General features: G+C 55.1%; 25 protein-coding genes and 3 tRNA genes. 13 read left to right on the top strand and 15 right to left on the bottom strand.

Going from position 1 to position 25,042, the window contains the following annotated elements; genetic code table 11:
• The first annotated feature begins 30 nt into the window (after window positions 1–30).
• From ACZ5M3_RS11275 to ACZ5M3_RS11260, 4 genes are all read left to right on the top strand, one after another.
• On the top strand, window positions 31–1,068 hold the full coding sequence (locus ACZ5M3_RS11275) for a lysyl aminopeptidase (RefSeq protein WP_464839629.1): 1,038 nt from the start codon (window positions 31–33) through the stop codon (window positions 1,066–1,068).
• A 78-nt stretch (window positions 1,069–1,146) separates the two neighbouring features.
• A complete protein-coding gene (locus ACZ5M3_RS11270; RefSeq protein WP_464839628.1) occupies window positions 1,147–1,752 on the top strand; it encodes an archaemetzincin family Zn-dependent metalloprotease in 606 nt (201 codons plus the stop codon).
• A complete protein-coding gene (gene cyaB / locus ACZ5M3_RS11265; RefSeq protein ID WP_297092015.1) occupies window positions 1,749–2,303 on the top strand; it encodes a class IV adenylate cyclase in 555 nt (184 codons plus the stop codon). Before ACZ5M3_RS11270 ends, cyaB begins: the two co-directional genes overlap by 4 nt.
• Window positions 2,287–3,108, top strand: a complete 822-nt coding sequence (locus ACZ5M3_RS11260; protein ID WP_464839627.1) for a hypothetical protein — start codon at window positions 2,287–2,289, stop codon at window positions 3,106–3,108. The genes cyaB and ACZ5M3_RS11260 overlap by 17 nt, the downstream gene beginning before the upstream one ends.
• Here ACZ5M3_RS11260 and ACZ5M3_RS11255 read toward each other — a convergent pair.
• Entirely contained in the window at window positions 3,068–3,922 is an 855-nt protein-coding gene (locus ACZ5M3_RS11255) for an ATP-binding cassette domain-containing protein (RefSeq protein ID WP_464839626.1), read from the bottom strand. The genes ACZ5M3_RS11260 and ACZ5M3_RS11255 overlap by 41 nt on opposite strands.
• Window positions 3,919–5,400 (bottom strand): TrkH family potassium uptake protein, encoded by a 1,482-nt coding sequence (locus ACZ5M3_RS11250; RefSeq protein WP_464839625.1) that lies wholly within the window; start codon window positions 5,398–5,400, stop codon window positions 3,919–3,921. Before ACZ5M3_RS11250 ends, ACZ5M3_RS11255 begins: the two co-directional genes overlap by 4 nt.
• Window positions 5,401–5,499: 99 nt before the next feature.
• Between ACZ5M3_RS11250 and map the strand changes: the two genes are divergently transcribed.
• Window positions 5,500–6,387 carry a type II methionyl aminopeptidase gene (gene map, locus ACZ5M3_RS11245; RefSeq protein ID WP_464839624.1) on the top strand — a complete coding sequence of 296 codons (888 nt, stop codon included), beginning with the start codon at window positions 5,500–5,502 and terminating at the stop codon, window positions 6,385–6,387.
• Between the two features lie 92 nt (window positions 6,388–6,479).
• Here the strand turns inward: map and ACZ5M3_RS11240 are convergent.
• A tRNA-Ser gene (locus tag ACZ5M3_RS11240) sits at window positions 6,480–6,566 on the bottom strand.
• Window positions 6,567–6,702: 136 nt separating this feature from the next.
• On the opposite strand from ACZ5M3_RS11240, the gene ACZ5M3_RS11235 reads away from it, so the two are divergent.
• Window positions 6,703–7,878 (top strand): CBS domain-containing protein, encoded by a 1,176-nt coding sequence (locus ACZ5M3_RS11235; protein ID WP_464839623.1) that lies wholly within the window; start codon window positions 6,703–6,705, stop codon window positions 7,876–7,878.
• 5 nt (window positions 7,879–7,883) lie between these two features.
• Here ACZ5M3_RS11235 and ACZ5M3_RS11230 read toward each other — a convergent pair whose 3' ends face one another.
• Genes ACZ5M3_RS11230 through ACZ5M3_RS11220 form a run of 3 tightly spaced genes read right to left on the bottom strand, consistent with a single transcriptional unit; the run spans window position 7,884 to window position 11,064 of the window.
• Entirely contained in the window at window positions 7,884–8,999 is a 1,116-nt protein-coding gene (locus ACZ5M3_RS11230; protein WP_464839622.1) for a DUF835 domain-containing protein, read from the bottom strand.
• Window positions 8,996–10,255, bottom strand: a complete 1,260-nt coding sequence (gene glmU / locus ACZ5M3_RS11225; RefSeq protein WP_464839621.1) for a bifunctional sugar-1-phosphate nucleotidylyltransferase/acetyltransferase — start codon at window positions 10,253–10,255, stop codon at window positions 8,996–8,998. The genes ACZ5M3_RS11230 and glmU overlap by 4 nt, the downstream gene beginning before the upstream one ends.
• Window positions 10,252–11,064 carry an undecaprenyl-diphosphate phosphatase gene (locus ACZ5M3_RS11220; RefSeq protein WP_464840933.1) on the bottom strand — a complete coding sequence of 271 codons (813 nt, stop codon included), beginning with the start codon at window positions 11,062–11,064 and terminating at the stop codon, window positions 10,252–10,254. The genes glmU and ACZ5M3_RS11220 overlap by 4 nt, the downstream gene beginning before the upstream one ends.
• A gap of 56 nt (window positions 11,065–11,120) precedes the next feature.
• Between ACZ5M3_RS11220 and ACZ5M3_RS11215 the strand changes: the two genes are divergently transcribed.
• Both ACZ5M3_RS11215 and ACZ5M3_RS11210 read left to right on the top strand, forming a co-directional pair.
• The gene (locus tag ACZ5M3_RS11215; protein WP_464839620.1) at window positions 11,121–11,927 is read left to right on the top strand and encodes an MBL fold metallo-hydrolase; all 807 of its coding nucleotides are present in this window, start codon (window positions 11,121–11,123) and stop codon (window positions 11,925–11,927) included.
• 62 nt (window positions 11,928–11,989) lie between these two features.
• A complete protein-coding gene (locus tag ACZ5M3_RS11210; RefSeq protein ID WP_464839619.1) occupies window positions 11,990–13,069 on the top strand; it encodes an NOG1 family protein in 1,080 nt (359 codons plus the stop codon).
• Between the two features lie 178 nt (window positions 13,070–13,247).
• Here ACZ5M3_RS11210 and ACZ5M3_RS11205 read toward each other — a convergent pair whose 3' ends face one another.
• Window positions 13,248–13,640 (bottom strand): 30S ribosomal protein S8e, encoded by a 393-nt coding sequence (locus tag ACZ5M3_RS11205; RefSeq protein WP_464839618.1) that lies wholly within the window; start codon window positions 13,638–13,640, stop codon window positions 13,248–13,250.
• 115 nt (window positions 13,641–13,755) lie between these two features.
• On the opposite strand from ACZ5M3_RS11205, the gene ACZ5M3_RS11200 reads away from it, so the two are divergent.
• Window positions 13,756–14,646 carry a hypothetical protein gene (locus ACZ5M3_RS11200; RefSeq protein ID WP_464839617.1) on the top strand — a complete coding sequence of 297 codons (891 nt, stop codon included), beginning with the start codon at window positions 13,756–13,758 and terminating at the stop codon, window positions 14,644–14,646.
• Here ACZ5M3_RS11200 and pyrG read toward each other — a convergent pair.
• Window positions 14,643–16,244 carry a glutamine hydrolyzing CTP synthase gene (gene pyrG / locus ACZ5M3_RS11195; RefSeq protein WP_464839616.1) on the bottom strand — a complete coding sequence of 534 codons (1,602 nt, stop codon included), beginning with the start codon at window positions 16,242–16,244 and terminating at the stop codon, window positions 14,643–14,645. The two genes, ACZ5M3_RS11200 and pyrG, sit on opposite strands and share 4 nt — an antisense overlap.
• A gap of 100 nt (window positions 16,245–16,344) precedes the next feature.
• Here pyrG and ACZ5M3_RS11190 point away from each other — a divergent pair, with 100 nt between their 5' ends.
• Window positions 16,345–17,271 (top strand): hypothetical protein, encoded by a 927-nt coding sequence (locus ACZ5M3_RS11190; RefSeq protein WP_464839615.1) that lies wholly within the window; start codon window positions 16,345–16,347, stop codon window positions 17,269–17,271.
• Here ACZ5M3_RS11190 and ACZ5M3_RS11185 read toward each other — a convergent pair.
• Window positions 17,263–17,640, bottom strand: a complete 378-nt coding sequence (locus ACZ5M3_RS11185; RefSeq protein ID WP_088864306.1) for a DUF555 domain-containing protein — start codon at window positions 17,638–17,640, stop codon at window positions 17,263–17,265. The two genes, ACZ5M3_RS11190 and ACZ5M3_RS11185, sit on opposite strands and share 9 nt — an antisense overlap.
• Before the next feature lie 10 nt (window positions 17,641–17,650).
• Entirely contained in the window at window positions 17,651–17,938 is a 288-nt protein-coding gene (locus ACZ5M3_RS11180) for a DUF357 domain-containing protein (RefSeq protein WP_464839613.1), read from the bottom strand.
• Window positions 17,939–18,198: 260 nt separating this feature from the next.
• Between ACZ5M3_RS11180 and ACZ5M3_RS11175 the strand changes: the two genes are divergently transcribed.
• The 3 genes from ACZ5M3_RS11175 (at window position 18,199) to ACZ5M3_RS11165 (ending at window position 19,714) form a co-directional block, all read left to right on the top strand.
• A tRNA-Ala gene (locus ACZ5M3_RS11175) sits at window positions 18,199–18,276 on the top strand.
• A 10-nt stretch (window positions 18,277–18,286) separates the two neighbouring features.
• Window positions 18,287–18,364 (top strand) — tRNA-Val (locus ACZ5M3_RS11170).
• A gap of 204 nt (window positions 18,365–18,568) precedes the next feature.
• A complete protein-coding gene (locus tag ACZ5M3_RS11165; RefSeq protein WP_464839612.1) occupies window positions 18,569–19,714 on the top strand; it encodes a M20 metallopeptidase family protein in 1,146 nt (381 codons plus the stop codon).
• Here the strand turns inward: ACZ5M3_RS11165 and ACZ5M3_RS11160 are convergent.
• The 5 genes from ACZ5M3_RS11160 to ACZ5M3_RS11140 form a co-directional block, all read right to left on the bottom strand.
• The gene (locus tag ACZ5M3_RS11160; RefSeq protein WP_464839611.1) at window positions 19,707–20,540 is read right to left on the bottom strand and encodes a GNAT family N-acetyltransferase; all 834 of its coding nucleotides are present in this window, start codon (window positions 20,538–20,540) and stop codon (window positions 19,707–19,709) included. The two genes, ACZ5M3_RS11165 and ACZ5M3_RS11160, sit on opposite strands and share 8 nt — an antisense overlap.
• The gene (locus tag ACZ5M3_RS11155; RefSeq protein WP_464839610.1) at window positions 20,515–21,252 is read right to left on the bottom strand and encodes a phosphoglycolate phosphatase; all 738 of its coding nucleotides are present in this window, start codon (window positions 21,250–21,252) and stop codon (window positions 20,515–20,517) included. The genes ACZ5M3_RS11160 and ACZ5M3_RS11155 overlap by 26 nt, the downstream gene beginning before the upstream one ends.
• Before the next feature lie 77 nt (window positions 21,253–21,329).
• Window positions 21,330–22,580, bottom strand: coding sequence for a tRNA pseudouridine(13) synthase TruD (truD, locus tag ACZ5M3_RS11150; protein ID WP_464839609.1), 1,251 nt, complete (start codon window positions 22,578–22,580; stop codon window positions 21,330–21,332).
• A gap of 3 nt (window positions 22,581–22,583) precedes the next feature.
• Window positions 22,584–22,940, bottom strand: coding sequence for a peptidyl-tRNA hydrolase Pth2 (gene pth2 / locus ACZ5M3_RS11145; RefSeq protein ID WP_464839608.1), 357 nt, complete (start codon window positions 22,938–22,940; stop codon window positions 22,584–22,586).
• A gap of 55 nt (window positions 22,941–22,995) precedes the next feature.
• Window positions 22,996–25,038 carry a COG1361 family protein gene (locus tag ACZ5M3_RS11140; RefSeq protein ID WP_464839607.1) on the bottom strand — a complete coding sequence of 681 codons (2,043 nt, stop codon included), beginning with the start codon at window positions 25,036–25,038 and terminating at the stop codon, window positions 22,996–22,998.
• Window positions 25,039–25,042 lie beyond the last annotated feature (4 nt).

Genomic DNA, 25,042 nt, shown 5'->3' with positions numbered 1-25,042 from the left:
TCAGATGGTAATCTAAAGGAGGCGAAAGCCATGGTGGACATAGAACTGCTTAAGAAGGTCGTCGAAGCTCCCGGAGTTTCTGGGTACGAGTTCCTTGGAATAAGGGACGTCGTTATCGAGGCCCTGAGGGACTACGTCGACGAGATTTACGTTGACAAGCTCGGCAACGTCATCGCCCACAAAAAGGGCACCGGGCCAAGGGTTATGGTGGCGGCACACATGGACAAGATAGGCGTCATGGTGAACCACATCGACAAGGAGGGCTACCTCCACATAGTCCGCGTCGGTGGTGTTGACCCAAGGACTCTTGTGGCGCAGAGGATAAGGTTCTTCACCGAAAAGGGCGAGCGCTTTGGCGTGGTTGGCCACATCCCACCCCACCTCCAGAAGCCGGAGGATAGGAAGAAAGCGGCCGACTGGGACACCATCGTTGTGGACGTCGGTGCGGACAGCAGAGAGGAAGCGGAGGAGATGGGTTTCAGGATTGGAACCGTCGGTGAATTTGCCCCTGCCTTCGTTCAGCTCACCGAGAACAGGATTGCGACGCCCTACCTCGACGACAGGGTCTGTCTATACACCATGATAGAGACCGCAAGGGCGGTTGAGAACCATGAGGCCGACATATACTTCGTCGCCTCCGTCCAGGAGGAGGTGGGCCTCCGCGGTGCCCGCGTGGCCTCCTACGCGATCAACCCGGAAATAGGCATAGCAATGGACGTCACCTTTGCCAAGCAGGTCGGCGACAAGGGCAAGATAGTGCCAAAACTTGGCGGCGGCCCGGTGATGGACGTCGGCCCGAACATAAACCCGAAGCTCCGTGCCTTCGCCGACGAGGTCGCCAGGAAGTACGACATTCCACTCCAGGTCGAGGCCTCCCCAAGGCCAACAGGAACGGACGCAAACATCATGCAGATCAACCGCGAGGGCGTCGCCACCGCAGTTCTCAGCGTGCCCATACGCTACATGCACAGCCAGGTTGAGACGGCAGACCTCAGGGACATTGACGTGACGATTAAACTCGCCAAGCACCTTCTTGAGGATCTCCGCGAGATGGAACTAACCCCGTGACCGGCCTCAGTCCTTGAAATTTTTCCTTCCCTTTCTTTCCGGGAAAGGTTTATTTCTTCTGCCACGAAGTAGATATTGATGTGGGGCGTGAACACCGGACTGGGAGAGGACTTCCCACCGCTCACCCGGACGATACTCCTGGTACCCATCGGGGGCATTGAGAAATATATCATAAGGGCAGTTGCAAGGTTTGTTAATTCATACTACTCTAGGTTCGGTTTTTCCGTCGAGAGGGCAGACGTCCTTCCGGAAGAGGAATTCCTGGGGGCGTATAACCCCCGGAGGCGCCAGTACATTGGGAGAGCCTTCCTTCCGGTGCTCCATGGTATCGGCAGAAAGAGTGGGACACGTGCGGTGCTGGGGATAACCCGGCTCGACCTGTATGAGGAGGGCATGAACTTCATCTTCGGCATCGCTCACCCGGGACTCCAGACGGCCATCGTCTCCACGTTCAGGCTGAGACCTGAGTTCTATGGGGATGCTCCGGACGAGAGGCTCTACACGGAGCGGACTATCAAGGAAGCAATACACGAACTGGGCCACGTCTTTGGCCTCCAGCACTGTCCCAACGAGAGGTGCGTAATGCACTTCTCGAACTCCATCATCGAAACGGATATTAAAGACGCCCTTTACTGCCCCACCTGTCTGAAAAAGCTTAGGAAAAACCTGGAGGCGGAACCATGATAGAGATAGAGGTTAAGGGATACGCAGACGACGGGGTCTTTGAAAGGGTTCGGGAGAAATTTAAGCTGATAAGGACCGAATACCATGAGGACACGTACTTCCGCCACCCCTGCCGGGACTTCGCCGAAACCGACGAGGCGCTGAGGATAAGGATAAAGCGCTTCAACGGACATTTTGAGGCTTTCATAACGTATAAGGGGCCGAAAATAGACGAGAACTCGAAGACCAGGAAGGAAATAGAGGTTCCGATAAGCGACCCGGACAAACACCTTGAGATCCTGGAAAGCCTGGGCTTTGAGGAGGTTCTCACGATAGAGAAGACCCGGGAAAAGTACTACGTTGACAAGGGCATCATAATAGACCTCGACGAAGTTAACGGCCTCGGAAAGTTCATAGAGATTGAGGCGCTGGCCGAGGGGGAGGAGGTGGTGGAGGAGACCGTGAAGATACTCCGGGAAATCCTGGAGTCCCTGGGAGTCAAAAGGTTCGAGAGGCGTTCGTATCTGGAGCTGATGCTCCAAAGGGAGGTGAACCATGGGGAAGCTGGATGAGTTCTTCAGATCCCTGAGCGAAAGGAAGAAGAAATCAGAGCTTGAGGTGCTCGAGGAGATTGAAAATGCTCTCAGGATGGGTGAGGTAGACAACGCCATTGAGCTCACAGGCGAACTTGAGAGCGAGTCCAACTTGTTCCTTGCCCTCAGGATGCTCCTGCGGTCAATACGCGAGAGGCTCCAGGAGGCCAGGGAGAAGGGAGAACTGGACGAGCTGGAGCGGATTAAAGAGAGGGTGAAGGAACTCATACCAACCGTTAACTCCCTTCTCAATCCACGTTACAGGGCGCTACTCCTGGGGGATTTGGCGGTTCTGTTCTATCTTCTCAACGATGAGCTCAACGGGGACATAGCCCTGAGAACCGCAATAAACATCGCCAGAAACAGCGCCGACATAATCAGAGACATCCTGATGGAGCTCATAAACTCCGGCCTCCTCAAAAAAGCCGGCTACGCTATGAAGATGGTTCGCGAACCCGAGAAGCTGGACGTTGTGCTGGTCCACCTTGCTGAAATGTTCTACCGTGCGGGGGACGTTGAAAAGGCCAGGCTCATAATCGAACACATTTCCAGCCCATTCCACAGGGCGATGGCACTCTACTACCTGGCCGAGATCGAGGGTAAGAGGAACAGGGATGAAGCGCTCAAAATACTGGAGGCAGCATTCAGAATCGCGGAAGGCATAGAAGACCCCGAGGCGAGGTTTGAAGTCATGCTTAAGCTCTACGACCTCAAACACTCCCTCCTCGGCCAGTCGCTCAGCCTCAAAGATGTTCTATCCCGGAGAGAAGCTCCTCCTCAGTAAGGGCGGGGGCTTTGACAACTCCCCGCTTCCTAAGCTCGTGGGAGATTTCGAGGCTTGGAGGCAGTTTTATCCCCAGCTTCTTCAACGTTTCGACCTCCTCCGCAAGCTCCCGCGGAGTGCCCTCAAGGACTATCTTCCCCCTGTCCATAACGAGGATCCTGTCGGCAAAGCGGAGTATGTAGTCCGTGTGGTGCTCGACTAGAACCACAGTCATTCCGTGCTCCTTCCGGAGGAGAGATATCAACCCCAGAACCTCCTTCCTCCCAACGGGATCCAGCTGGGACGTCGGCTCATCAAGAACCAGAACCGCAGGCTCCATGGCCAGAACGGCGGCTATGGCAAGCCTCTGCTGCTGACCGCCACTGAGGTTGGGTGGAAATTCCTTCTCAAGGCCCCTCAGCCCGGTTACCTCCAGTGCCCAGCGGAGGCGCCTCAGTATCTCGTTCCTTTCGAATCCGAGGTTTTCGAGGCCAAAGGCTATCTCCTCCTCGACCGTCATGTTGAAGAGCTGGCTCTCAGGATTCTGAAGAACAAGGCCAACAACCGTGGAGAGCTTTGAGACGGGTGTTTCCCTGGTGTTGTGTTCCTCGCCGGTTCTGGGGTCCCTCACCACCACATCGCCCAAGAATTCCCCCTTTATCGAGTGGGGGATTATGCCGTTGAGGGTCAGACAGAGCGTCGATTTTCCGCTTCCGCTCGGTCCGATTATCCCCAGAAGCTCTCCCTCCCTGACATCAAAGCTGACGTCCCTCAGCGAGTATTCACCGGCCCTCCGGTACCTGAAGCTGAGGTTCTCCACACTGATAACCTTCATCTTCTGCTCACCATCCTCGGGGCCAGGAAGAACACGCTTATTATGAAGACGAGGGTCGAGAATATCTCCAGCCTCCCTATCCACATGTGGAGTATTAGCAGTACCTTCACATCGATGGGCAGGGCCGGAGAGGTTATGCCCACGCTGAGCCCGACGTTGCCCTGGGCGGATGCGACCTCAAAGAACGAGTCCGTGAGGCTTGTCCCGAGACGGAGCATCGTGTAGAGGGTGCCTATGAGCAGGAACGCAAAGTACGTCATGGTGAAGCTCATGACCTCCTGGATGTCCTCCTCGCTGAATATGTAATTGCCCACCTTCCTCTTGATAACGGCACCCTTGGGCAGGATGGCACTCTGGAGGGTCCACTTCAGGCTCTCGTACATCAGTATAACACGGATGAGCTTTATACCTCCCGCGGTACTTCCGGCGCCTCCACCTATCACCATGAGAATCCCGAGGATAAACTTGCCCAGCTCGGGATACTTGCTCAGGTCGGCGATTCCAAATCCGGTACAGGTTATGGCCGAAACGGAGTGGAATACCGCTTGCCTCAGGGCATCACCAATGGCGTCCCCCACCTGGGTGAGGCTGAGGGCTATAACCGCTATTGCCGGCAGCAGAAAGATGAACATGTACCTGACCTGGACGTCCTCGAAGAAGGGCTTGAGGTGCCTGTCCTTGAAGAGGCGGTAGTGGACAGTGAAGTTTACGGCACCCATTATCATGAGGAATATCGTGACGGCCTCTATCGAGGTGCTGTTGAAGTATCCAATGCTCAGGTCATGGCTGCTCATACCACCCGTGCCAAGGCCGGTCATGGAGTGTATAACCGCGTCAAATAAAGGCATGCCGTTGATGTAGTAGAGGTACACACCAACAAGGGTCAGAACCAGGTATATCTGGAAGATTACCTTCGATGTGTTGACAAGGTTGGGAAGTATTCTCTCGCTTCGCGCCTCGGCGCGGTAGAGTCTCGCGGCGGCAACCCCGGGACGGATTAAGACCGTTAGCGCGACGAGCACGATGCCTATTCCACCGAGCCACTGCATCCAGGAGCGCCAGAACAGGATTATGTGGGGGTAGCTCTCCAGGTTGCTCATCATGGTAAGGCCCGTTCCGGTCCAAGCGCTCATGCTCTCGAAGTACGAGTCCACGAAGGACATCTTGGCTATGTAAATGAAGGGTATGACGCTGATGAGCGAGGCGAAGAGCCACGTAAAGGCGGCAGAGACCATGGCCTGCCGGAGGTTTACGTCCTCCACCTTCCCCATGTGCCTCGCGAGCCACGCTCCAAGGAGGATCGAGAAGACGCCGGGGAGGGCGAAGTAAACGACGTATTTTATTTCATCGGGGTAGAACCACACAATAAGCACCGGAAAGAGGTACGCCAGCCCTACACCCTGAAGGATAGCCCCGATGAGATTCTTAACCACGAAGATGTCGTCCGAGATGTTAATGTACTTCCTGAGCTCTAGCATGGGCCCACCGTAGAGGTAGGGTCTGCATTAAATAAAAGGTTTTTCCCGGAGTGGAAAGGTTTAAGGGGGAATACTGCCTTTTTATCCCGGTGATAGAAAGTGGAGGGGAGAGACGCCCTCATAAAGGCGGGAGAGATAGCAAGGCAGGTGAAGAAGGAAGTCGCGGACATGATAAAACCGGGGGCAAGGCTCTACGACATCGCGGAGTTCGTGGAAAGGCGCATAGTGGAACTTGGAGGAAAACCTGCCTTTCCCTGTAACCTCTCAATAAACGAAATCGCGGCTCACTATACCCCATACAAAGGTGACGATAGCACCCTGAAGGAGGGGGACTACCTCAAGGTGGACATAGGCGTCCACGTTAACGGCTACATAGCCGACACGGCAGTGACGTTCAGGGTGGGAATGGAAGAGGATGACCTGATGGCGGCATCAAAGGAGGCCCTTGAAAACGCCATCAGCGTGATACGTGCGGGGGTAAAAATCAGCGAGATTGGAAAGGCCATAGAGGAAACAATAAGGGGCTATGGCTTCAACCCGATAGTCAACCTCAGCGGGCACAAGATAGAGCGCTACAAGCTTCACTCGGGCATAAGCATACCGAACATCCATCGCCCCGCGGACAGCTATGTCCTCAAGGAGGGGGACGTCATTGCGATAGAGCCCTTCGCGACCACGGGGGCGGGACAGGTTATAGAGGTTCCCCCCGCGCTTATATTCATGCACGTCCGCGACAGGCCCGTGAGGATGGCCCAGGCAAGGAGACTGCTCATGCACATAAAGAAGGAGTACAACGGCCTTCCCTTCGCCTACCGCTGGCTCCAGGAATTCATGCCGGAGGGTCAGCTGAAACTGGCCCTGGCCCAGCTGGATAGGGTAGGGGCGATATACAGCTACCAGATACTCAGGGAAGTTCGCGGCGGCCTGGTGAGCCAGTTCGAGCACACTGTTATAGTGGAGAAAGATGGTGCGTACATAACCACCTGAAGCTCTTTTCTTTCCCATCCTGCCAGAGGAGGACTCAGAACGCTACCAAGATTCAATAAGAAGGGAATGAGACCCTCTCGGGCTCGGCAGTTTGGCGCCGGGGCAGGGATTTGAACCCTGGTGGGCGGACGCCCACGGGATCTCGAGTCCCGCGCCTTCCCAGGCTAGGCTACCCCGGCGCGATGGAGAGTTCCCCTGGGAATTTTATAAATCTTTCCGCGAAAAATTTATTAACCATAATTAACTAAAAATCTCCCGGTTGCAAAGGTTTAAATTCTCGGCCGCCCTAATAATAAGTGAAAGGAGGTGGCAGAAATGGTCGGTATTCTTGTGCAGGAGGTTATGACCGACAAGTTCCAGAAAATAGACATCGACGCCCCGCTTTCTGAGGCGATCGGAATTTTTGAGAAGGAAGACCCCGACCTTATTCTGGTCTTCGACGGAAATCTGTACAAGGGAGTCCTGACCCAGGATCTGATAGTACGCTCCCACCTCAAGTGGGACCCAACCAAGGCCAAGGTTAAGGATGTCTACAAAACCGCTCCGGTTATCAAGCCGGACGATGACCTTAGCAAGGCCGCCAAGCTCATGATTGAGGTTGACCTGCGCTCCCTTCCCGTTGGGGAGAGCAAGGCTGAAATCATCGGAGTTATAAGCGATATAGAACTGCTCAAGAGGATAACCCAGGAGGAATTCGGAAAGAAAAAGGTCGAGGATTTAATGACCAAGGATGTCATAACCCTCAAGCCCGAAGACACTGTCGCAAAGGCCCTCGCAACGATGCGCGACCACGCGATATCGAGGATACCGATAGTCAACGAGGAGGGCAAACTTGAGGGCCTCGTGACCCTGCACGACCTCATCATAAGGTTCATCAAGCCCCGCTTCAGGGCACAGTACGGTGAGGTGGCGGGTGAGAAGATACCCCCGTTCAGCATGCAGCTTCGCGACGTCATGATAAGGGGGGTCATAACGATATCCCCGAACGCCACGCTCAGGGAAGCCATCGCCACGATGATAGACAACGACATCGACGGCCTGATAGTCGTCGACGAGAACAACAGGGTCAAGGGCGTTCTCACTGTCAAGGACATGCTGCTGCCCATCTCAAGGATGGTCGAGAAGGAGGTCCGCTTCTACCTCCAGCTGGGCGGGGATGCCTCAGTACTCAGCGACTTCACCAGGGAAAGAATAATAGAGGACGTGAGGCGTTTCGTTGACGGATATGAAGACCTCCTCGGGCAGGAAGGGATAATATACCTGTACATCAGGCGCTTCAACGAGCGCTTTAGAGGTGTCCATCTCTACCAGGCCAGAATGCGCGTCGTAACCGACAGGGGAGTGTTCATAGCAACGGGAGAAACCTGGGGAGCAATACAGGCCGTCCATGACGCCCTCAGGGCAATAGAGAGACAGCTCCTCCAGAAGGCAGAGCTTGAGAAGGACACCCACTACTACAAGCGCTTCCTGGAAAAAATGGGACTGGAGTGAGGGGATTACCCCCTCGAAAATTCTCTTTCTAAAATTCTTCTCTGAAGCGGGTCCAGGGCTTCCGGATCCACCACCACTATTATCGTCCCGTTCGCCACCAGCACGTGATCCTTTACGTTCAGGAGGAACTTCAGGGTGTTCTCAAAGCCGTTTTCTATTATCAGATACTCCACGGCGTCTATGTACAGAACGCGGTAGCCGCTCTCCACGGCCTTGGCTATCAGGTCGGTCAGTATATCGATCTTGGTGGGACTTATCGCGTATATCTCCGGGAACTTGTGTATCTCCCCCTCCATTACCCTCGTAACCCAGAACACCAGAGCGCTCGGGTGCAGTTTTTCCCTGATGTTGTCAAGCTCCTCCCTGGTTATCACAACCAGGTTTGAGAGCTCCCCAATACTCCCGAACTTTTCGGAGACCTTCTCCTTGGATGGGCACACAAAAGCCCCGGGAGGAGTCGCCTTGGCAGTGGGGGGCTGGGTTTCCGGCGGGAGAAACGGTATGAAGACGAACTTGAACGCGCCCACCGCTGCGATCAGCCTGAAAACGGCACCGAGGAAAAAGGCACTGGGAGCCAGCCAGTCAACATTCCTGACTACCGGATACGTGAAGTTGAGGAGGGCCAGAAGTATGAGCCCCCACGGGAAGAGGGAGTCTATGCTGCGGGTTGATATCTCCTTCTCCATTAGAACCCTGCTGAAATAGATAAGGGCAAAGCTGTATGCAAAAGCGGGAAATACCGTTTCCACAACAAAGTTGTCATTGAAAACGTTGGCCGCCAGCAGGAACAGCCACATGTACGAGGCGGCCAGAAACACCGAGATGAACACGACATGCTTGAGCTTGCTCGTGCTGTATTTGAGGTGGACGGCACCCCAGAGGAGGAGGGTCGCTATAAAGAAGTTCGGTATCTGAGAGGCGACCCTATACGCCTCGTGGGCCATGTGGATTCCAAGGGGCTTGAATATATAGCTCTCAACGTCCATGGCATTTATGAAGAACGCCGTGCTCAGCAGAACCCAGCCCTTGTCGCGGGTCTGATAGGCCTTGTATGCGACGGCGATGAACAGAACCCACCTGGAGAAGAAATTGACAAAAGGAACTACGGCTTCCGGATTCATCTCTTCATCACCGCCTTCTCCTGTTTCACAACCACAAGACTCCCGCTGGGAACGTTTCTATCGACTATCACCCCCGGCCCGACGAATGAGTTGCTCCCTATTTTCCTCCCCGGGTATATGCTCACGTTTATGCCAACCTTGACGTTGTGGCCGAGTATGGCCCCAAGCTTTTTCCTTCCTGAGTCCTCAAGCTTTCCTTTGACCTCAACCCTTATTGTGCCCTTGTCATGTCTCAAGTTTGCTGTGATGGTACCTGCACCGAGGTTCGTGTTCTCACCGATTATTGAGTCCCCGACGTAGTTAAGGTGGGGGGCGTTGCTGTGATCCATGATTATCGAGTTCTTGACCTCTACGGCGTTGCCTATGTGACAGTTGTCACCGATGCTCGTGTACGGCCGTATGAAGCAGTTAGGGCCGATGCGGGAGTTTTTACCTATCTTTACCGGCCCGATTATGTATGCCCCGCTTCTGACAACCGTTCCCTCCCCTATCTCCACGGGAGGGACTATCGTGGCGCCTTCTTCGACTATGCCCCTGATGCTGTGCTTCAGCTTGTTCTTCAGGAGGTATTCGTTGAGCTCCAGGAGATTCCACGGCCTCCCCACATCGTTCCAGTAACCGGAATAAACCGCGTAGGCAACCCGTTTTCCGTCCTGTATCATGAGGTTGATCGTATCGGTTATCTCGTACTCCCCACGCTTGCTGACGGGAGTCCTTTGGAGGAACTCAAAGACGTCGGGTTTGAAGATGTAGACGCCGAGGTTTGCATAACCTGGGACACTGCCCGGCTTCTCCTTCACCATGGAGACGAGGTTTTCCCTGACCTCAACCTTACCGAAATGGCTCAAATCGTCGAACTCCTTCACCAGAAGTGCGGCGTCCGCCTTCTCCCTTTTGAAGGCTCCCACAAGCTCCTTAACTCCGTCTATCTCGAAGTATATATCACCGTTGGCGACTATAAACTCTTCAGCACCAATCTGCTCCTTGGCAGACTCTATGGCCTTGGCGGTGCCTTCACCGGGAAGCTGGTCAACGTACGTTATAGGCTTGCCGTTAAACTCATCTCCAAGGCTGTCGATCAGCTTTTCCTTTTCATAGCGGACGATTATTATGAATTCATCCACAAAGGGATCCAGATTCTCAAGCACGTACTCAATTATCGGCCTGTTTGCTACTTTGAGCATCACTTTAGGCCTGTCATCCGTCAGAGGGCGAAGCCTTTCACCCTTCCCCGCAGCTAGGATAACTGCCTTCACAGAATCACCCCCACCAGGTAAATGAAGACCGGTATCAGACCAAAGATCGCGATGAATGTCCTTTCCCCCAAAACCTCAACGGCCCTAAGCATGCCCTTCATCGTAACCATACTTGCCACGAATGAGGAGATGAAGGCCGTAAAGAGCAGCGAAACCGGGAGCGCCGGATCCCATCCGGTCACGAAGGCGAGCTTCAGTATGAGATAGACGGGAGCTATAAGAAAGCTCAATTCAAGGGCCTTCTTGGCGGTGACCCCCGTAACGACCAGGCCGAAGAACACGAGCCCGCTCCTTGAAAGGCCACCTATCAGAGCTCCTCCCTGCAGCAGACCGGAGACTATGGAGTCCACGAGAGTTGCCCCACCATTTTCTTCACGGATCCTCTCCTTGGTTCCGCCCAGGAAGGGGCGGAAGCGGCCGAGGAAGAGAGCGAACAAAAAGATCGCAAATCCGAGGAGGGCATTGATGAAGTCGGCAACCTTGGGGCCAATGAAACCCTCGGGACCAACAAGTAAGGGGTAGCCAAGCAGGACGGTGAAGAGGGTAGCATAGAGGAGATACTTCGTGTCCGAGTCAAGGCTCCTGCGCAGGGCCCTCTGTGACCCAAGCGCAATTTTCTCTTTGAAGTAAAAGAGCACGGCAAACGTCACGCCTAGATACGCCGGAACCAGGTAGTCCGCATAGGCGGGCGTTGCACTCTCTAAAAGCCTCATGATTGAATAACCCTCCGGACTGGTGGGAAGCCAAGATGAGAGCGCCACGACAATGCCCGAAAGCAGGGGGGCTATATATTCACCGATGTTAACCATGGCAACCACATCAAGGGTTTTAACTCCCGAGAACATAAACTTTTCGAGGGAGTGTGATGAAACTCACTGTAATCTACGAAAACCACTCGGGGTTCAAAAGGGGTCTCCTTGGCTCCCACGGCTTTTCCGTCCTCGTCGAACATGCGGGGGTCAAAGTTCTCGTCGATACCGGGGCCGATGGAGGAGTCCTGATAAACAACATGATGAAGCTCGGAATCCATCCCAGGGAAATCGACCACATCTTCATAACCCACGGACACTACGACCACACGGGCGGACTGAAGGCATTCCTTGGGGAGAGGGGACGGCCAATACAGGTCACTGCCCATCCCGGGATATTCACAGGAAGGATTGCCATCAAGCCGGAGCGGAGGAAGATTGGAATCCCCTTCAGCAGGGAGGAGCTGGAGAACCTGGGGGCCGAGTTCATCCTGAAAGAGGGGCCCTTCGAGTTCGCACCAGGATTCTGGAGTTCTGGGGAGATACTCAGGCGCACGTGGGACAGGACAGTGGGCTATATTGAAGAAAGCGGGAAGCTGCAGAAGGACCCGATTCCCGACGACATTGTTCTTATAGTGGATCTGGACGAAAGTGTGGCCGTGATAGCAGGCTGCGGTCACTCGGGGGTTCTCAACATAGCATGGCACGCCGAAGACGTCAGCGGAAAACCGGTTAAGGCCCTCATTGGAGGGTTTCATCTTAGGGGAGCCAAAAAGGAAGTCCTCGATGAAGTCGCCGGGAGAATAGATGCCGAAAAGCTCTACGCCGGCCACTGTACGGGCATCGATTCGTACGCACATCTGAAGGGCAGGCTTGGTGATAGGATAGAACCGCTTCACGTTGGAAAAACCATCGAGCTTTAGCGAACCTTTAAATACCCAGTCGAAAAGCCCAACATCGCGAGAGAAAAGGAGAGGTGGGAGAGATGAAGAACCCGTTCGAAAAAATGCCGACCGTGCTTACCGCTGACGAGCTCATCGATAAGGCCTTCAGAAGAGCCGAGAAGGCCGCATCGGCGTTCACACCAAAGGGCGGCCCGAGGGCAAAGGCGAGGCAGAGAGAGGAGCTGAGGGTAAGGACTGTCTCAAACGTGATAAGGGACAACCTCAGAAAGCTCCTGGACAGGACGCCGGGCGTTTCAGAGCTGCCCCCGTTCTACAGGGAGCTGGTTGACACACTCGTCGATAGGGACCAGTTCCACCGTTCGCTGGCTCACGTCAGCTGGGCGATAAAGACGATACGGAATCTGGAGCAGAGGCACGTGGAGAAGATACGCTACTCCAGAGACCCCGACGAGATTGCAAGACTCAGAAGGAGCTTCTACGGCCGCGTTGCGGACGTCCTCAGGGAAATAGCGGACGACCTCGAGTACCTCAACCAGGCGAGGAACGTGCTGAAGGATCTGCCGGTCGTTGACCTTGAGCTCCCAACGGTCGTCATCGCCGGCCACCCCAACGTGGGCAAGAGCACGCTTTTGAGGGCTCTAACCAATGCAAAGCCAGAGGTTGCGAGCTATCCGTTCACAACCAAGGGCATAAACGTCGGCCAGTTCGAGGAGCACTACCTCAAATACCAGGTCATCGATACCCCAGGCCTGCTCGACAGGCCGCTGAGCGAGAGGAACGAGGTCGAGAGGCAGGCTATTTTAGCGCTCAAGCACCTCGGAAAGGTCATCGTCTACATCTTTGACCCGAGCGAGTACTGCGGCTACCCCATAGAAGAGCAGACCCACCTCTTTGAAGAGATTCACCGCGAGTTCGGGGAGTTTCCCTTCATCGTCGTCCTCAACAAGGTGGACATAGCCGACGAGGAGAAGATAAGGGCCGTTGAAGAGTTCGTCCGCTCGAAGGGCATCGAACCGCTCAGGATCTCGGCCCTGAACGGTGAAGGCCTGGATGACCTGAAGAGGCGCGTCATAGAACTCGTCAAACCGATGGTCGAGGAGCAGGCGAAGAGGATAATGGAGAAGGAGCTTAGAAAGTACCGGGAGGAGCTTGAGCTCTGATCTCCCACTATCCCCCACCAATTTTACCGTTAACACCGTAAACCCACGAAACTTTACGGTACCGTTAACTTTTCTTTCTTTACGCTGTTAACGGTGACGAGAGACAGCGCCCAAGAAAGAAACCACTAAAACCCTGAAAGGAATTCCAGAGAATGGGACTTCAAAAGGTGGAGAGAGGTCAGGCACTCTCCTCCTTAATGAGAACGGCGTTGACGACTCCGTCCTGGCCGGGCCTGCTGGTGACTATGGCCCTGCCGGCCTCGGTCTCGATGATAGCCCCCTTAGTGATGATGTTCCTCCTGACGTACTGCCTGTTGGCCGGGTTCTCAACGACACTGAGTATCCTAACCTTCCTGCCCCTGCCGTTCTCGAAGACGTTGGCGTAGAGGGCCTCGATGAGGCGGACCTTCCTGTTTCCACCGTAGGTTCTGATTATCTTCTTCTTTTCCCTGTCCTCGCCGACCCTGGTGAAAGCCGGCTCCCTTCCGAGCTCCCTCTTTCTCTTCTTCCTAGCGAGGATAATCCTTCCGCCTGAAGGCTTCTTGAGTGACCTTCCCTGCCAGATAGCCATTTATCTCACCCCATGAGCTTAATACTCAACCTATCGCCACTTTGGGGGGTTCGTTTATAAGCTTTTCTAGAAGAATTTTTAAATCCTTGCCCCCATTACTCCATCAGGTGGTGGTATGGGAGCGATAGACGCATTCACAAACACATTTTCACTCGTCATCAGGAACAAGAGACTCTACCTCCTTGTGCTTGTCATGAGCCTCATGATGGCCCCGCTCGGAGCGTATCTTATCCCCAGCGAAGTCAACTACGAGTACAATCAGACCGCAATCCAGAAGGGAAACGTCATAATCGAGGAGTATGGGACGCCAATAAGCGGAAACGAGATGGACACGTTGATGGAGCTCCTCAAAGGACTCGCCATCTATTCCCTCATCGCCCTCATCGTCGGAGCGATTTTTGAATACGGAATCACGAAGGGGATCTTCATGCATCTGAAGGATGAAGAGTATTCCCTCGGCGGCCTCCTGGTGGAAGGGCTAAAGCACTTCCCCGGGGTCATCCTGATAAACTTCATCTACGGCATTATAATGGTGGTTTTCATAGGAGTTGCCGTTATTCCAATAGTACTTGGAGCCCTCTTCCTCCCAGCCGGGGCGATCCTGATGTTGCTGGGCGTCATTTTGATGTTTGCGGCCGTGGCTTTTGCCCTTGGCCTCTCATCCCTCGCAATCCCGTTCTACGTTGACAGGGGGAGCATTGGGGCGGCCTTTGAGGCCTTCGGGGCGGCCTTCAGGAACGCCCTCTCAACCGTGGGCTTCGGCGTGCTCCTGGGGATTGGAGTTATCGCCATAATGCTGGTGGCAAGTCCAATAGCCTTCGTAGCGCAGATGGTGCTTCCGGAGAACATGGCCCCCTACGTCTCAGCGTTCCTTCAGGCGCCGTTTGATGCCCTGCTTTACATGTTCATCTGGACTGCGGGGGTGGCGTTTTACAGGGAAATACAGAGAATGGAAGAGCTGAAAAAAGTCGACGAGGAACTGATTGAGCTCGGAATTGAGGTCTAAGTCCCGTATTTCTTTTCTTTTGCCGCCTTCACAAGCCCTCTGAAGACCGGTGCCGGGTTCATGGGGCGGGACTTAAATTCCGGATGGAACTGAGTGGCGATGAAGTACCTCCTGTCCGGAAGTTCGAGTATCTCCATCCTCCTCTCGTCATCTCCGGCTATTCCGCTGAATACCAGGCCGGCCTTCTCGAACTTGTCAATGTACTCAGGGTTTACCTCCCAGCGGTGTCTGTGGCGCTCGTAGATCAGCTCCTTTCCGTAGAGCTCCCTTGCCAGAGTCCCTGACTTTACCTTGACCGGGTAGGCACCGAGGCGCATCGTCCCGCCGAGCCTCTCAAGGCCCCTCTGCTCCGGCATTAGGTCGACGACCGGATGAGGAGTCTGGGGGTCAATTTCGGTGGAGTGCGCGCCCTTCAGCCCCAGAACGTTGCGGGCAAACTCAACAACCGTGAGCTGGAAGCCGAAGCATATCCCAAGGAACGGTACGTCGTTCTCCCTTGCGTAGCGGGCCGCGAGCATCTTGCCCTCCGTTCCGCGCGCTCCGAAGCCACCGGGGACTATTATGCCGTCAACGCCCTCAAGGAGTTTTGTTCCGCCCCTTTCAAGGTCCTCCGCCTCGATCCAGCGTATCTTCACTTTCACGCCGTTGGCAACGCTGGAATGCTTCAGCGCCTCCTTTATGCTGAGGTACGAATCGGCAAGCCTGACGTACTTGCCCACTATGGCGATCTCAACGGTGTCCTCCAGGGACTTGTACCTCTCGACCATCTCACGCCATGCGTCGAGCTCCGGCTCTTTCTCCGGAAGGCCGAGCCTCTTCGTGAGGTATCTGGCGAGGCCTTCCTTCTCAAGCATGAGCGGGACCTCGTAGGTGTCCTCAACGTCGTAGGCGCTTATGACAGCCTCCGGCGGAACATTGGTGAAGAGGCTTATCTTTCTCCTAGCGCCCTCCTCCAGAGGGTCTTCCGAACGGGCCACTATCGCATCGGGCTGGATTCCAAGGCTTCTAAGCTCCTTAACGCTGTGCTGGGTCGGTTTCGTCTTCTGCTCGCCCACGACTTTAAGCTTCGGCACGTAAGTGACGTGAACGAAGGCTACGTTCTCCCTTCCCTCCTCAAGCTGCATCTGACGGGCGGCCTCAAGGAAGGGCATGCTCTCTATGTCGCCGACGGTTCCGCCTATCTCCACCACAACGACGTCGTATTCCCTCGCTATGGCCCTAATGCGCCCCTTTATCTCGTTGGTGATGTGGGGAATAACCTGAACCGTCGCCCCGAGATAGTCTCCCCTGCGCTCCTTTTCTATGACGGCAGAATATACCTTCCCCGTGGTGATGTTGTGGTCAAAGGTGAGGTTTGTATTGAGAAAGCGCTCGTAGTTGCCGAGGTCGAGGTCAACCTCACCCCCGTCGTCGAGGACAAAGACCTCTCCGTGCTGGTAGGGATTCATCGTCCCGGCGTCGTAGTTGAGGTATGGATCTATCTTGATGTTGGTTGTTCTAAAGCCCCTGGCCTTCATGAGCATTCCGAGGGAAGCGCTGGTTATGCCCTTTCCGAGACCGCTGACAACACCACCCGTGACAAATATGAACTTTGTCATGGCAAAACCTCCACCGGTTATGTCGTTGATTGATTGGTGAGTGCTTAAAAGCTTTGTTGGAGGGGAAAAGAAAAACTTAAAAGCCCCCATGTCAATACTATTGGTTGATGTAACTATGAAAACTGCCAATCTAAATGTGTCAGCAACACTCAGGAGCAGAAAGTTCATCTCTCTGCTTTTTGTAGCGCTGCTGATAACCTACGTATTCCCCTTCCCGTTTATCAGCGGTTTCCTCCAGGATTATTCAAGGCTCAAGGAGATCAGAGAAAGGATGGCCCGAGAAAACGACGCCATAGTGTGCCACAGCGTTTTCGACGTCAATCCCGAATTCTTCGGCTCGCATGGCATGAGATGCAACGACGAGTACTACCGGCCCGGTGAGCGGACCGTGACTGTGGACGGGCTGAGTGTCTACAAGGACACCTACCATGAGTACCTGAATGCGAAGAAAAATCTCCGGCGAGAACTTCCCTCATTTGTGGTCTTCGTTGTCTTCGTGTTTTTGGCCCTCCTCTGGTTCAGCTATGCAATGGTGGATTTTGCCGTTGAATCGTCAGAGGGGAACGAAAGGAGGCCCTTTGAATCGATGCTATCTGGACTCCGCTCAATTCCCGCACTCGTGGCTTCGGAGATACTGGTTTTCATTGTAATGATTCTGGTGCTAATACTCCTGGCCATACCGATAGCGCTTTTAGGGCCCTTTGGGGGCTTCATAGCCGGTCTCATTGCATCCCCAGCCTTTGCACTTGTAGTTCCGGCGTATTACTTTACGAAGAAAATAGGGCCTGTTGGGGAGATATGGGGAGTAGCAAAGGGCAACCCCGGAGGATACTTCACACTGGGCCTCGGACTCGCGGTCCTTGAGACCCTCACGGCCCTGGGGTACGAGAACTATCTCGGCATTGGGACTCTGTTCCTGATGCTCATTGTGGGGGGACTGAGATACCTGCTCAGCAGCCTTGGTGCACTCTGGGTCTACCTCGATACGCCGCCGGAGGAAAATCGAGAAGAAATGCAGTCAGTCTAACTCGACCCCGTTTCCTTCTTCCTCCTCGGTAAGCTCCCTTATCTCGTAGACTTTGAGCGGAACCTTCTTCAGGGCCTTCCCGATGACGGCCTTGGCTATTCTTTCGGCGTGTTCGATGGTCTGGGCGTTGTAGACCTTGATCGTGAGATACATTCCGACCAGACCCACGGACCCTATCACGAAGGCGCTCTCGAAGTGGGCACCGCAAACCGGACACTGGGAGTAGCCGATTTCAACACGCACAAAGTCGAGCTTCTCCTTGTTGAGGGCTTTGGCCACCTTGCTCACCGCGACGTTTATCGCGTCCTCGCTCGTCTCGACGTCCCTCACTATAATGGGTGCCTCCAAAACAACCACGTAGTCTCCCATAGCTCCCACCTCAGCCAAAGGCAAACAGTCTGTCATCCTCTCCCTTAAAGACCCCCAGCCTTACACCTGCGTCTATAAAACCGTGGGCGTAGTTGAGCGCGGCAAAGGCAGTCACGTAGTCCCCTTTCTCGTAGTAGTATTTCGCGTCCTCAAAATAGCTCCTTGCCATGGTGAGGAAGTCTTCCGCAACGCTCCTTAAAAGGCTCTTCTCATGAACCGCTATTTCAAGGGTCTTCAGCGCTTCAGCGGTGATTTTAAAGTACTTCTGAAGCTTTTCCTCTGTTATCTCCCGTTCCACCGGTCTCGCCTCACGGTTGGTTGGGGGAGAGTCTTATAAACCTTATCCCATGATTAGATACGGCCCAGTTGACCAAAGTTCGCAAGACCCGCCGTCAGTTGGGCGCCCTTACCTTTAAAACTCTCAGAAGGGGACATAAAGGCAAAGGAGCAAAGCGTAAAGTTTATAAAGCCCACCCGATGATAGGTAAATGCCCGCACGGGTAAGGCCCGGAGAGGGATGAGAGCCGGGTTTTAGAGCCGTGCGGAGCTGTTGGGTGTGGGCCGGTAGCTCAGCCTGGTATGAGCGCCGCCTTGGCAAGGCGGAGGCCCCGGGTTCAAATCCCGGCCGGTCCACCATCCCTGGGTTGGGCCCGTGGTCTAGACTGGTTATGACGCCACCCTGACAAGGTGGAGGTCCGGGGTTCGAATCCCCGCGGGCCCACCAGAGCAACTTCTTCTGGGAAGAGTTTGAGCAAAAGTCCGTAATTCTTATTGGTTGGTCAGATTTCTGGTGGGGTCTGTTTTAGTGTGTTGAATTACACGCTGGAAGCTTTTGATACGGCAAAGTTTGGTCAGAAGTTCTGTTTCATTAAGATATGCATCGAAAAGTTAATATGGGAGTTTTACGATTTTCAGTCCAGGTGAGACCATGAACCCGCTTGAAGAGGCCCTGAAGATTAGGGAGGAGATAGTATCCTGGAGAAGGGACTTCCACATGTATCCCGAGCTTAAGTACGAAGAAGAAAGAACATCGAGAATCGTTGGGGAGCACCTCCGCGAATGGGGGTACAGGATAAAGCGCATTGGAACCGGAATAATAGCGGACATAGGAGAGGGCGGGAAGACGATAGCCCTCCGGGCGGACATGGACGCCCTTCCCGTTCAGGAGGAGAACGAGGTTCCCTACAAGTCCCGCGTTCCTGGAAAGATGCACGCCTGCGGACACGACGCACACACGGCCATGCTCCTCGGGACTGCAAAGATAATCTCGGAGCACGTCCATGAGCTCAACGGCAGGGTGAGGCTCATCTTTCAGCCGGCGGAAGAGGGCGGCAACGGAGCGGTGAAGATGATCGAGGGCGGGGCACTCGAAGGAGTGGACGCGGTGTTCGGCCTCCACGTGTGGATCGACATGCCCAGCGGAGTGATAGGCATAAGAGAAGGCCCGTTCATGGCCGGTGCCGGCATATTCAAGGCGAAGATAATCGGAAAGGGCGGTCACGGGGCATCTCCTCACCAGACCGTCGACCCGATTCCGATAGCGGCGGAAACCATACTCGCACTCCAGACCATAGCGAGCAGAAACGTCCCCCCGATTGAGACCGGGGTGGTCAGCGTCACTGCCTTACACGCTGGGACGGCCTTCAATGTGATCCCTGAGGAGGTCGAGATGAAGGGGACGATACGGTTCTTCAAGCACGAGGTAGGCGGGCTGATCCAGAGGCGCATGGGAGAGATACTCGAAGGCGTCACAAGGGCACACGGGGCCTCCTACGAGCTGTCCATAGAGGAGCTCGTCCCTCCGACCGTCAACAACAGTAGGATGGCGGAATTTGCCAGGGACGTGGCCGAGAAGTACGGGCTGAGACACGGCGACGTCGAGCCAACCATGGGTGCGGAGGACTTTGCATTCTACCTCCAGAAAGTCCCGGGGGCGTTCCTGACGCTCGGGATATACAACGAGGAGAAGGGGATAATCTACCCGCACCACCACCCGAGGTTCGACGTTGACGAGGAGGTTCTCCCTCTCGGAACGGCGATGGAAGTTGCCCTCGCTATGGAGTTCCTCAGGTGAGCTCCTTCGCGAGCATTTTAATCTTTCCCACCTTTTCGGCGCCGAAGCTCTCAACGTCACCCGGCAGGAGCGTCAGAACCCGCTCAAACCCGAGAACCTTTGCCCTGCCGAGGACGGCCTTCAAGTCCTCAGTTCTGCCCCAGAGTACAAGCGCAACACCCTCTCTCCCGGGAAGGTTCTTCAGCACATAGTACGAGCCTCCGCTCTTCCCGGATTCGACGGTGTAGTGAATCCCGGCGATGTTGTCCTTGAATGCCGAGAAGAACATGCTGTAGGAGCTCTGAAACCTGCCGGCAGACAGTTCAAGGTTCCTAACATCCTCCCAGCCGAACGTCAAAGGCTCCACGGTTCCTCTTCCCCTCGCCGGAACCCACACGGTTGTCCCCCTGAAGACCTCAAGATTAAAGCCGAGCCTTCTGTAGAACCCCTCAGCACCTTTATCCGGCTGAACCGTCAGCATCTCGACCTTCCGCTCCTTAGCGATCTCCTCAATGAACTCCATTATAAGTCTCCCTATGCCCCTGCCCCGATAGTCCGGGTGAACCTCTATAACGTCGATATGCCCTATCCGCCTGACCCTTCCACCAACGGGTTCCTCCGAAAAGAGAACCTCGACCTCGCCGACGATTGCACCGTTTAGCTCGGCGACGGCGACGAGCTGGCCATCGAGGAGGAGGTTGTTGAGGTGGATCGCACAGGTCTCAGCGGCCATCCATGGCCCGCCCATGGTGTAGCGTTCGTAGATGTTGCCTTTAAGCCTCTCACCTGCCGTGTGGAGTGCAACTATTCCCCCAACGTCGTTAAGGGTCGCTAAGCGTATCCTCATTGACCTCACCGAGATGACCGAACTTCCTCAGCACGTGGAGGATTCCCTCAGCTCCACCCTCACCGTAGGTCTTTTCCGTCACGTAGTCGGCCTCTCTTTTCAGGCTCTCCGGCGCCTGACCGACGGCGACGCGATAGCCAGCGACACGGAAGGCATCGAGGTCGTTCTCACCGTCCCCGATGTGGGCGACCTCTCCGGGCTCTATCCCAAGCACCTCGCAGGCCTTTTCTATTCCAGTTCCCTTGTTTATCCACGGCTTTTTGACGTGTATCGCGAAGCCGGAATCAACGGCGATGAGGTTAAGCCCGAGCTCGGCTATTATGTCCCTCACGGCTTTGACGGGGATCGTCCTCAGGATTACAAGGCCGGCCTTCCGCTCCGGCATCGAAAAGCTCATGACCGCCCCGGGGTGACGCCTCTTCACCTCGCTCCAGAGGATCCACTCCTCGTCCATCTTTGTCAGGTAAATCCTCTTCCTCAGCCGTCCGTCCCTTATGGACAGCGCCCCACCGTCCTCGGCCACCACAGGCCCGCTGGTGCCTATCATTATGGCCAGGGCCTCGGTGAACGGCACGGAATTCCCAGTGACCAGCATTACCGGAACTCCAAGACTCTCGGCCAGCCGTATGGCCCTGAGGGCTTCCTCGTGTATCCTCCTATCTGGGTATGTTATGGTGCCGTCCACATCAAGCGAAATAGCTCTAATCCTCATCATGTGCCACCTCTGAGACGCAACGAGATGATAGAGGGCACCAGGATAAAAAGTTTTTTTGCCGTTTTGGCGGCAATTCAGTGGTCTTTCATTATCTCCCTGAGGACACTGGTCGCGTAGACCCCCTTCGGCAGGAAGAAGCGGAAACACATGCCCGTTCCCGGGATGTAACCGTAGGCCATCCCGATGGGACGAACCAGGAGCTCCCTCCTGCCGCCCGGCTCGGCCATCGGCTTCGGAAGCTTTCTGAAGGCCTCAACCGTCAGGCCTTCCTCTTCAAGAATCTCCTCCTCAAGCTCCCCCGGAATGCCCCCCGCCCTCCTCACCGCAAAGCCGAAGAGCGGGCCACTGACCGCCGCCTCGCCGCGCCGTATCTTCTCGTTTACAAAGTCGATGTTCGTCTCCGTGACGCGGTATGTTCTATCGCGGTAGGGGATTCCCCCCTTCACCTGAACGACGATGTCCCCAACGAGGGCCTCGTTGAGGGGCAGGCCCTCCTCGATGCGCCTTGAGAGGTAGAGGTTGAAGAGGTAGCTCTGGTACGCGTGGATGAAGATGCGCATTATCGGGAGGGGGAGTGAGAGGAATGCCTTCCTCCAGCTCCCGGTCTCCCTATAGCGGTAGAGGAGGGTTCTCTCATAGCGCAGAAAGTTTGGAAACTCCTCCAATGCTCTTTCAACATCACCCGTCTCCCAGAAGTGCTTCCTGGCCCCGTCGCCTTCCATCCCACCACTGTGAGCGCCGAGGAAGAGCCTCGCTGCGTTCTCAAAGTCTCCCCGGAGGAGGAGCTTTCCGACCAGGTGGTTCGTAACGCGCTTCTCTCCAAAGCGCTGGTAGCCGAAGTAGTTCGGAAAGCCGCCTTTAACGCGCAACTCCCCGATTACATCCCTGCTCCGCTCGAAGGCATTTTCATCGACATCCCTCACGATTATCCTGAAGCGGTTTCCAATGAGGTGGCCGAGTTTTATAAAGCGGCCGTAGGAAACGAAGCGGAGCTCCATGTCCCTTATCCGGAGGTTCTCAACCGCCTCCTTTGCCCCTGCGGGCACGCTTATGTACTGATACGTCACGGCGTGCCTGTCCTTCGTCCCGGCAAAGCCAATGTCCCTGTGGCTAATCCCCGCACGCTTCGCTATCTCCTTCACCGCACTCATCGTGTCCCAGTTTCGCTTTTTGAGCAGGAAGATGGCGTGCTTCCTGCCCTCCAAAATCGAGGGCAGAGGATCCTCAATCACCACAAAATCCTCGGGATGAACCTTTATCCTCCCACCAATACCTGGCCTTTCACTCAGGTACCTGAACTGAGAAAAGAACTCGCGGTAGTCCATGGCTCACACCAGCTTCAGATGGCCGGTAACTTTGTCGACGAGCTCCTCAGGGGCAGGGCCGACCGCCAGAACCGTTACCGTTCCCGGCGGAATCTCGGTTAAGCCAGCGTCCCTGATGAGCGCCGTGGGGATGCCGAGCTTCTCGGCCTGGGCCTTCAGTTCGAAGAGCTCTCTCTCGTTTTCGGCCTTGACGACGACCTTCTTCTGCCCCTCATGGAACCATGCCCTGAACCACTCGGACTTTTCCTTCTGGGCCCTGAGGGCGGCCGTTACTGCCCCGTGTGCCACCTGGACGGCGAACTTGCCCTTGCTGAGCTTCAAATCCTTCCTGGCAATTATGACCTGCTTGTACCTGAACATCGTCCACCCCGAAGGAAGTGAGAAAAGGAACTTATAAATTTAAGGAAAAGAGAGGTCAGAGTTCAACTATTTCGGTGCCCTCCTTTTCCCCTTCCTCGGTCTTCTTGGGCAGCCCTCCTGGACGCCTGCTCTTCTTCCTCTCAAGCTTCTCCCTGAGCTTCTCAGACTCGTCCCAGTACTTGTAGGTGACACCCGCGAGCACAAAGGCCACTATGATGAAGAGTATAGCGAGCGGCTTCCAGGGGTTGCCCGTCGGACTGTACACCTCGGCTATGCCCTTGAGTTCCTCCGCGAGGGGAGTGGGGTCGCTCATCTTGGCTAGGGTCTGGTTGACGTAGCCCGGAAGCTCCTCTGGAGTTGGCCAGACCTTAACCTCCTCAACGACCACCTTGGGTGGGATGCTGTTGATCGTGACGAGGTTGCCGAGTTCAAGCCTATGTTCGTTTCCGAGCGGGTCGAGGTAGACGAGCGTCGCCCTTATATTGGTGAGGCTCTCCTTCAGCACCGTCAGGTCTACCTGAACCGTCTTGGTTTCCCCGGCCTTGATGGTTCCTATCTTGATCGAGGACTGTCCATCGAGACTGGCAGGAAGGTCGAGGAGGAGCGTGGCGTTCGTCACGAACTCGTAGTCGGGGTTGCCCTCGCCGGCGGAGATGGTGAACTTGACCTTGACGGTATCGCCCACCTTTGCCCCCACGTAGTCGGCCCAGGTGCCGTTGTAAGCCTGGGCGGTGACGTCTATGGCGGGTATGCTGTAAACCTTGATGCCGCTGAGAATCGGGGAGTATATAGTCCTCTTCTTTCCGGTCTCAAGGCTCTTGTCGTCGTAGAAGGTAACGATGGCCTTTCCAATCTCGAACTCGCCAACCTTGGTGGGCTTGAGAACGTAGATGAGCGCCGGCATGCTGGTGAAAGCCGGGAACGTCTTGAGGGTCCAGGTCTTGGTCATGCTCACGAGCTCAAAGTCGTTGGGTATCGGCGCGGCAACGCTCACGTCGTAGGCGTCTCCCCTTCCAAGGTTCTGGACGTTTATCGTGACGACGAGGTTGTCATTGAGGAGTACCGCCTTTGGAACGGCGTCGATTTTAGCGATAACGTTGGCCTGCCTCAGTATCGGGGTCACCTGTGCACCGGCCGGACCGTAAACCCTGATGACGGCTCTCTTGTAGTCTGGCTCGACGTTCTGGACTGAGAGCTTGAGGGGTGCATTGGGGACGTTCTTCGGCTCGTCACCCACCTCGAGGAGCATCGTGCCGAGGCTGCTGGTGCCCCTGAGGACCTCGACCTTAACGACGTCGGGGATCGTGGAGACGAGCTTGATGTAGTAGGTGGTGTTGTCAACGGTCAAAGGAAGCTTCTCGTTAACGTAGAGTAGGTCGTTGTAGAGGAGGACGGTCTCAACCTGCTCGGGCGGATTAACCTCGCCGCCCTTCTTGACGATCTGGAAGTTCGTGGACGCGATTTTTGGAACGTAGACGTTTATCGTTGCCCCGTTGTTAACGGTGTTCGTGACCTCTATGGAGAGGTAGTTGGAGTAGGAGTGCGTAGCGTCGAGCTTGTACCTCACGCTTCCTGCCGAGCCCTTGTCTATGGTCAGCGTGTAAACGTCTCCGTAGGGCATGGTAACCTTAAAGGATGCAGTGTCACCGGAAACCGCGGTCAGCTTTATTTTAATCTGGGGAAAGCCCTCGGGAAGGGTTATTTCATCCCCAACGACCAAGTTCTTACCCGAAAGAACCTTCTGGAGGGGGGACTGAAGCTCCAGCAGTATGGACTTGGTATCGTACCTGATCCACACCAAGCTCACGTTGAGGTAAACGTTCGCGCTCGACGGGTAGAGGAGGTATCCGTCCTGACTGACGACGTACCTTAGAGGCCCCTGGGGACCGTCGACCTGGATATAAATCTTGCTCCAGTTGGGGTTAACGTCGACAAACTGAACCTCAAAGGGGCCCAGAACTGCCTTATCGCCAAGACCGAGGGAAACACCTGATATGCTGGCGGATTCTGGCACGCTTGCGGATTTTACTAGGTGCACCATGGGTGTCAGGGAGAAAATCATCAGGCCCAGCAGGATTAAAGCGGCTACCTTTTTCATATCT

It is taken from the genome of Thermococcus coalescens (assembly GCF_055392585.1).
The sequence above is the reverse complement of the archived record's forward strand: the minus strand, read 5'-3'. Positions and strand labels throughout refer to the sequence as shown.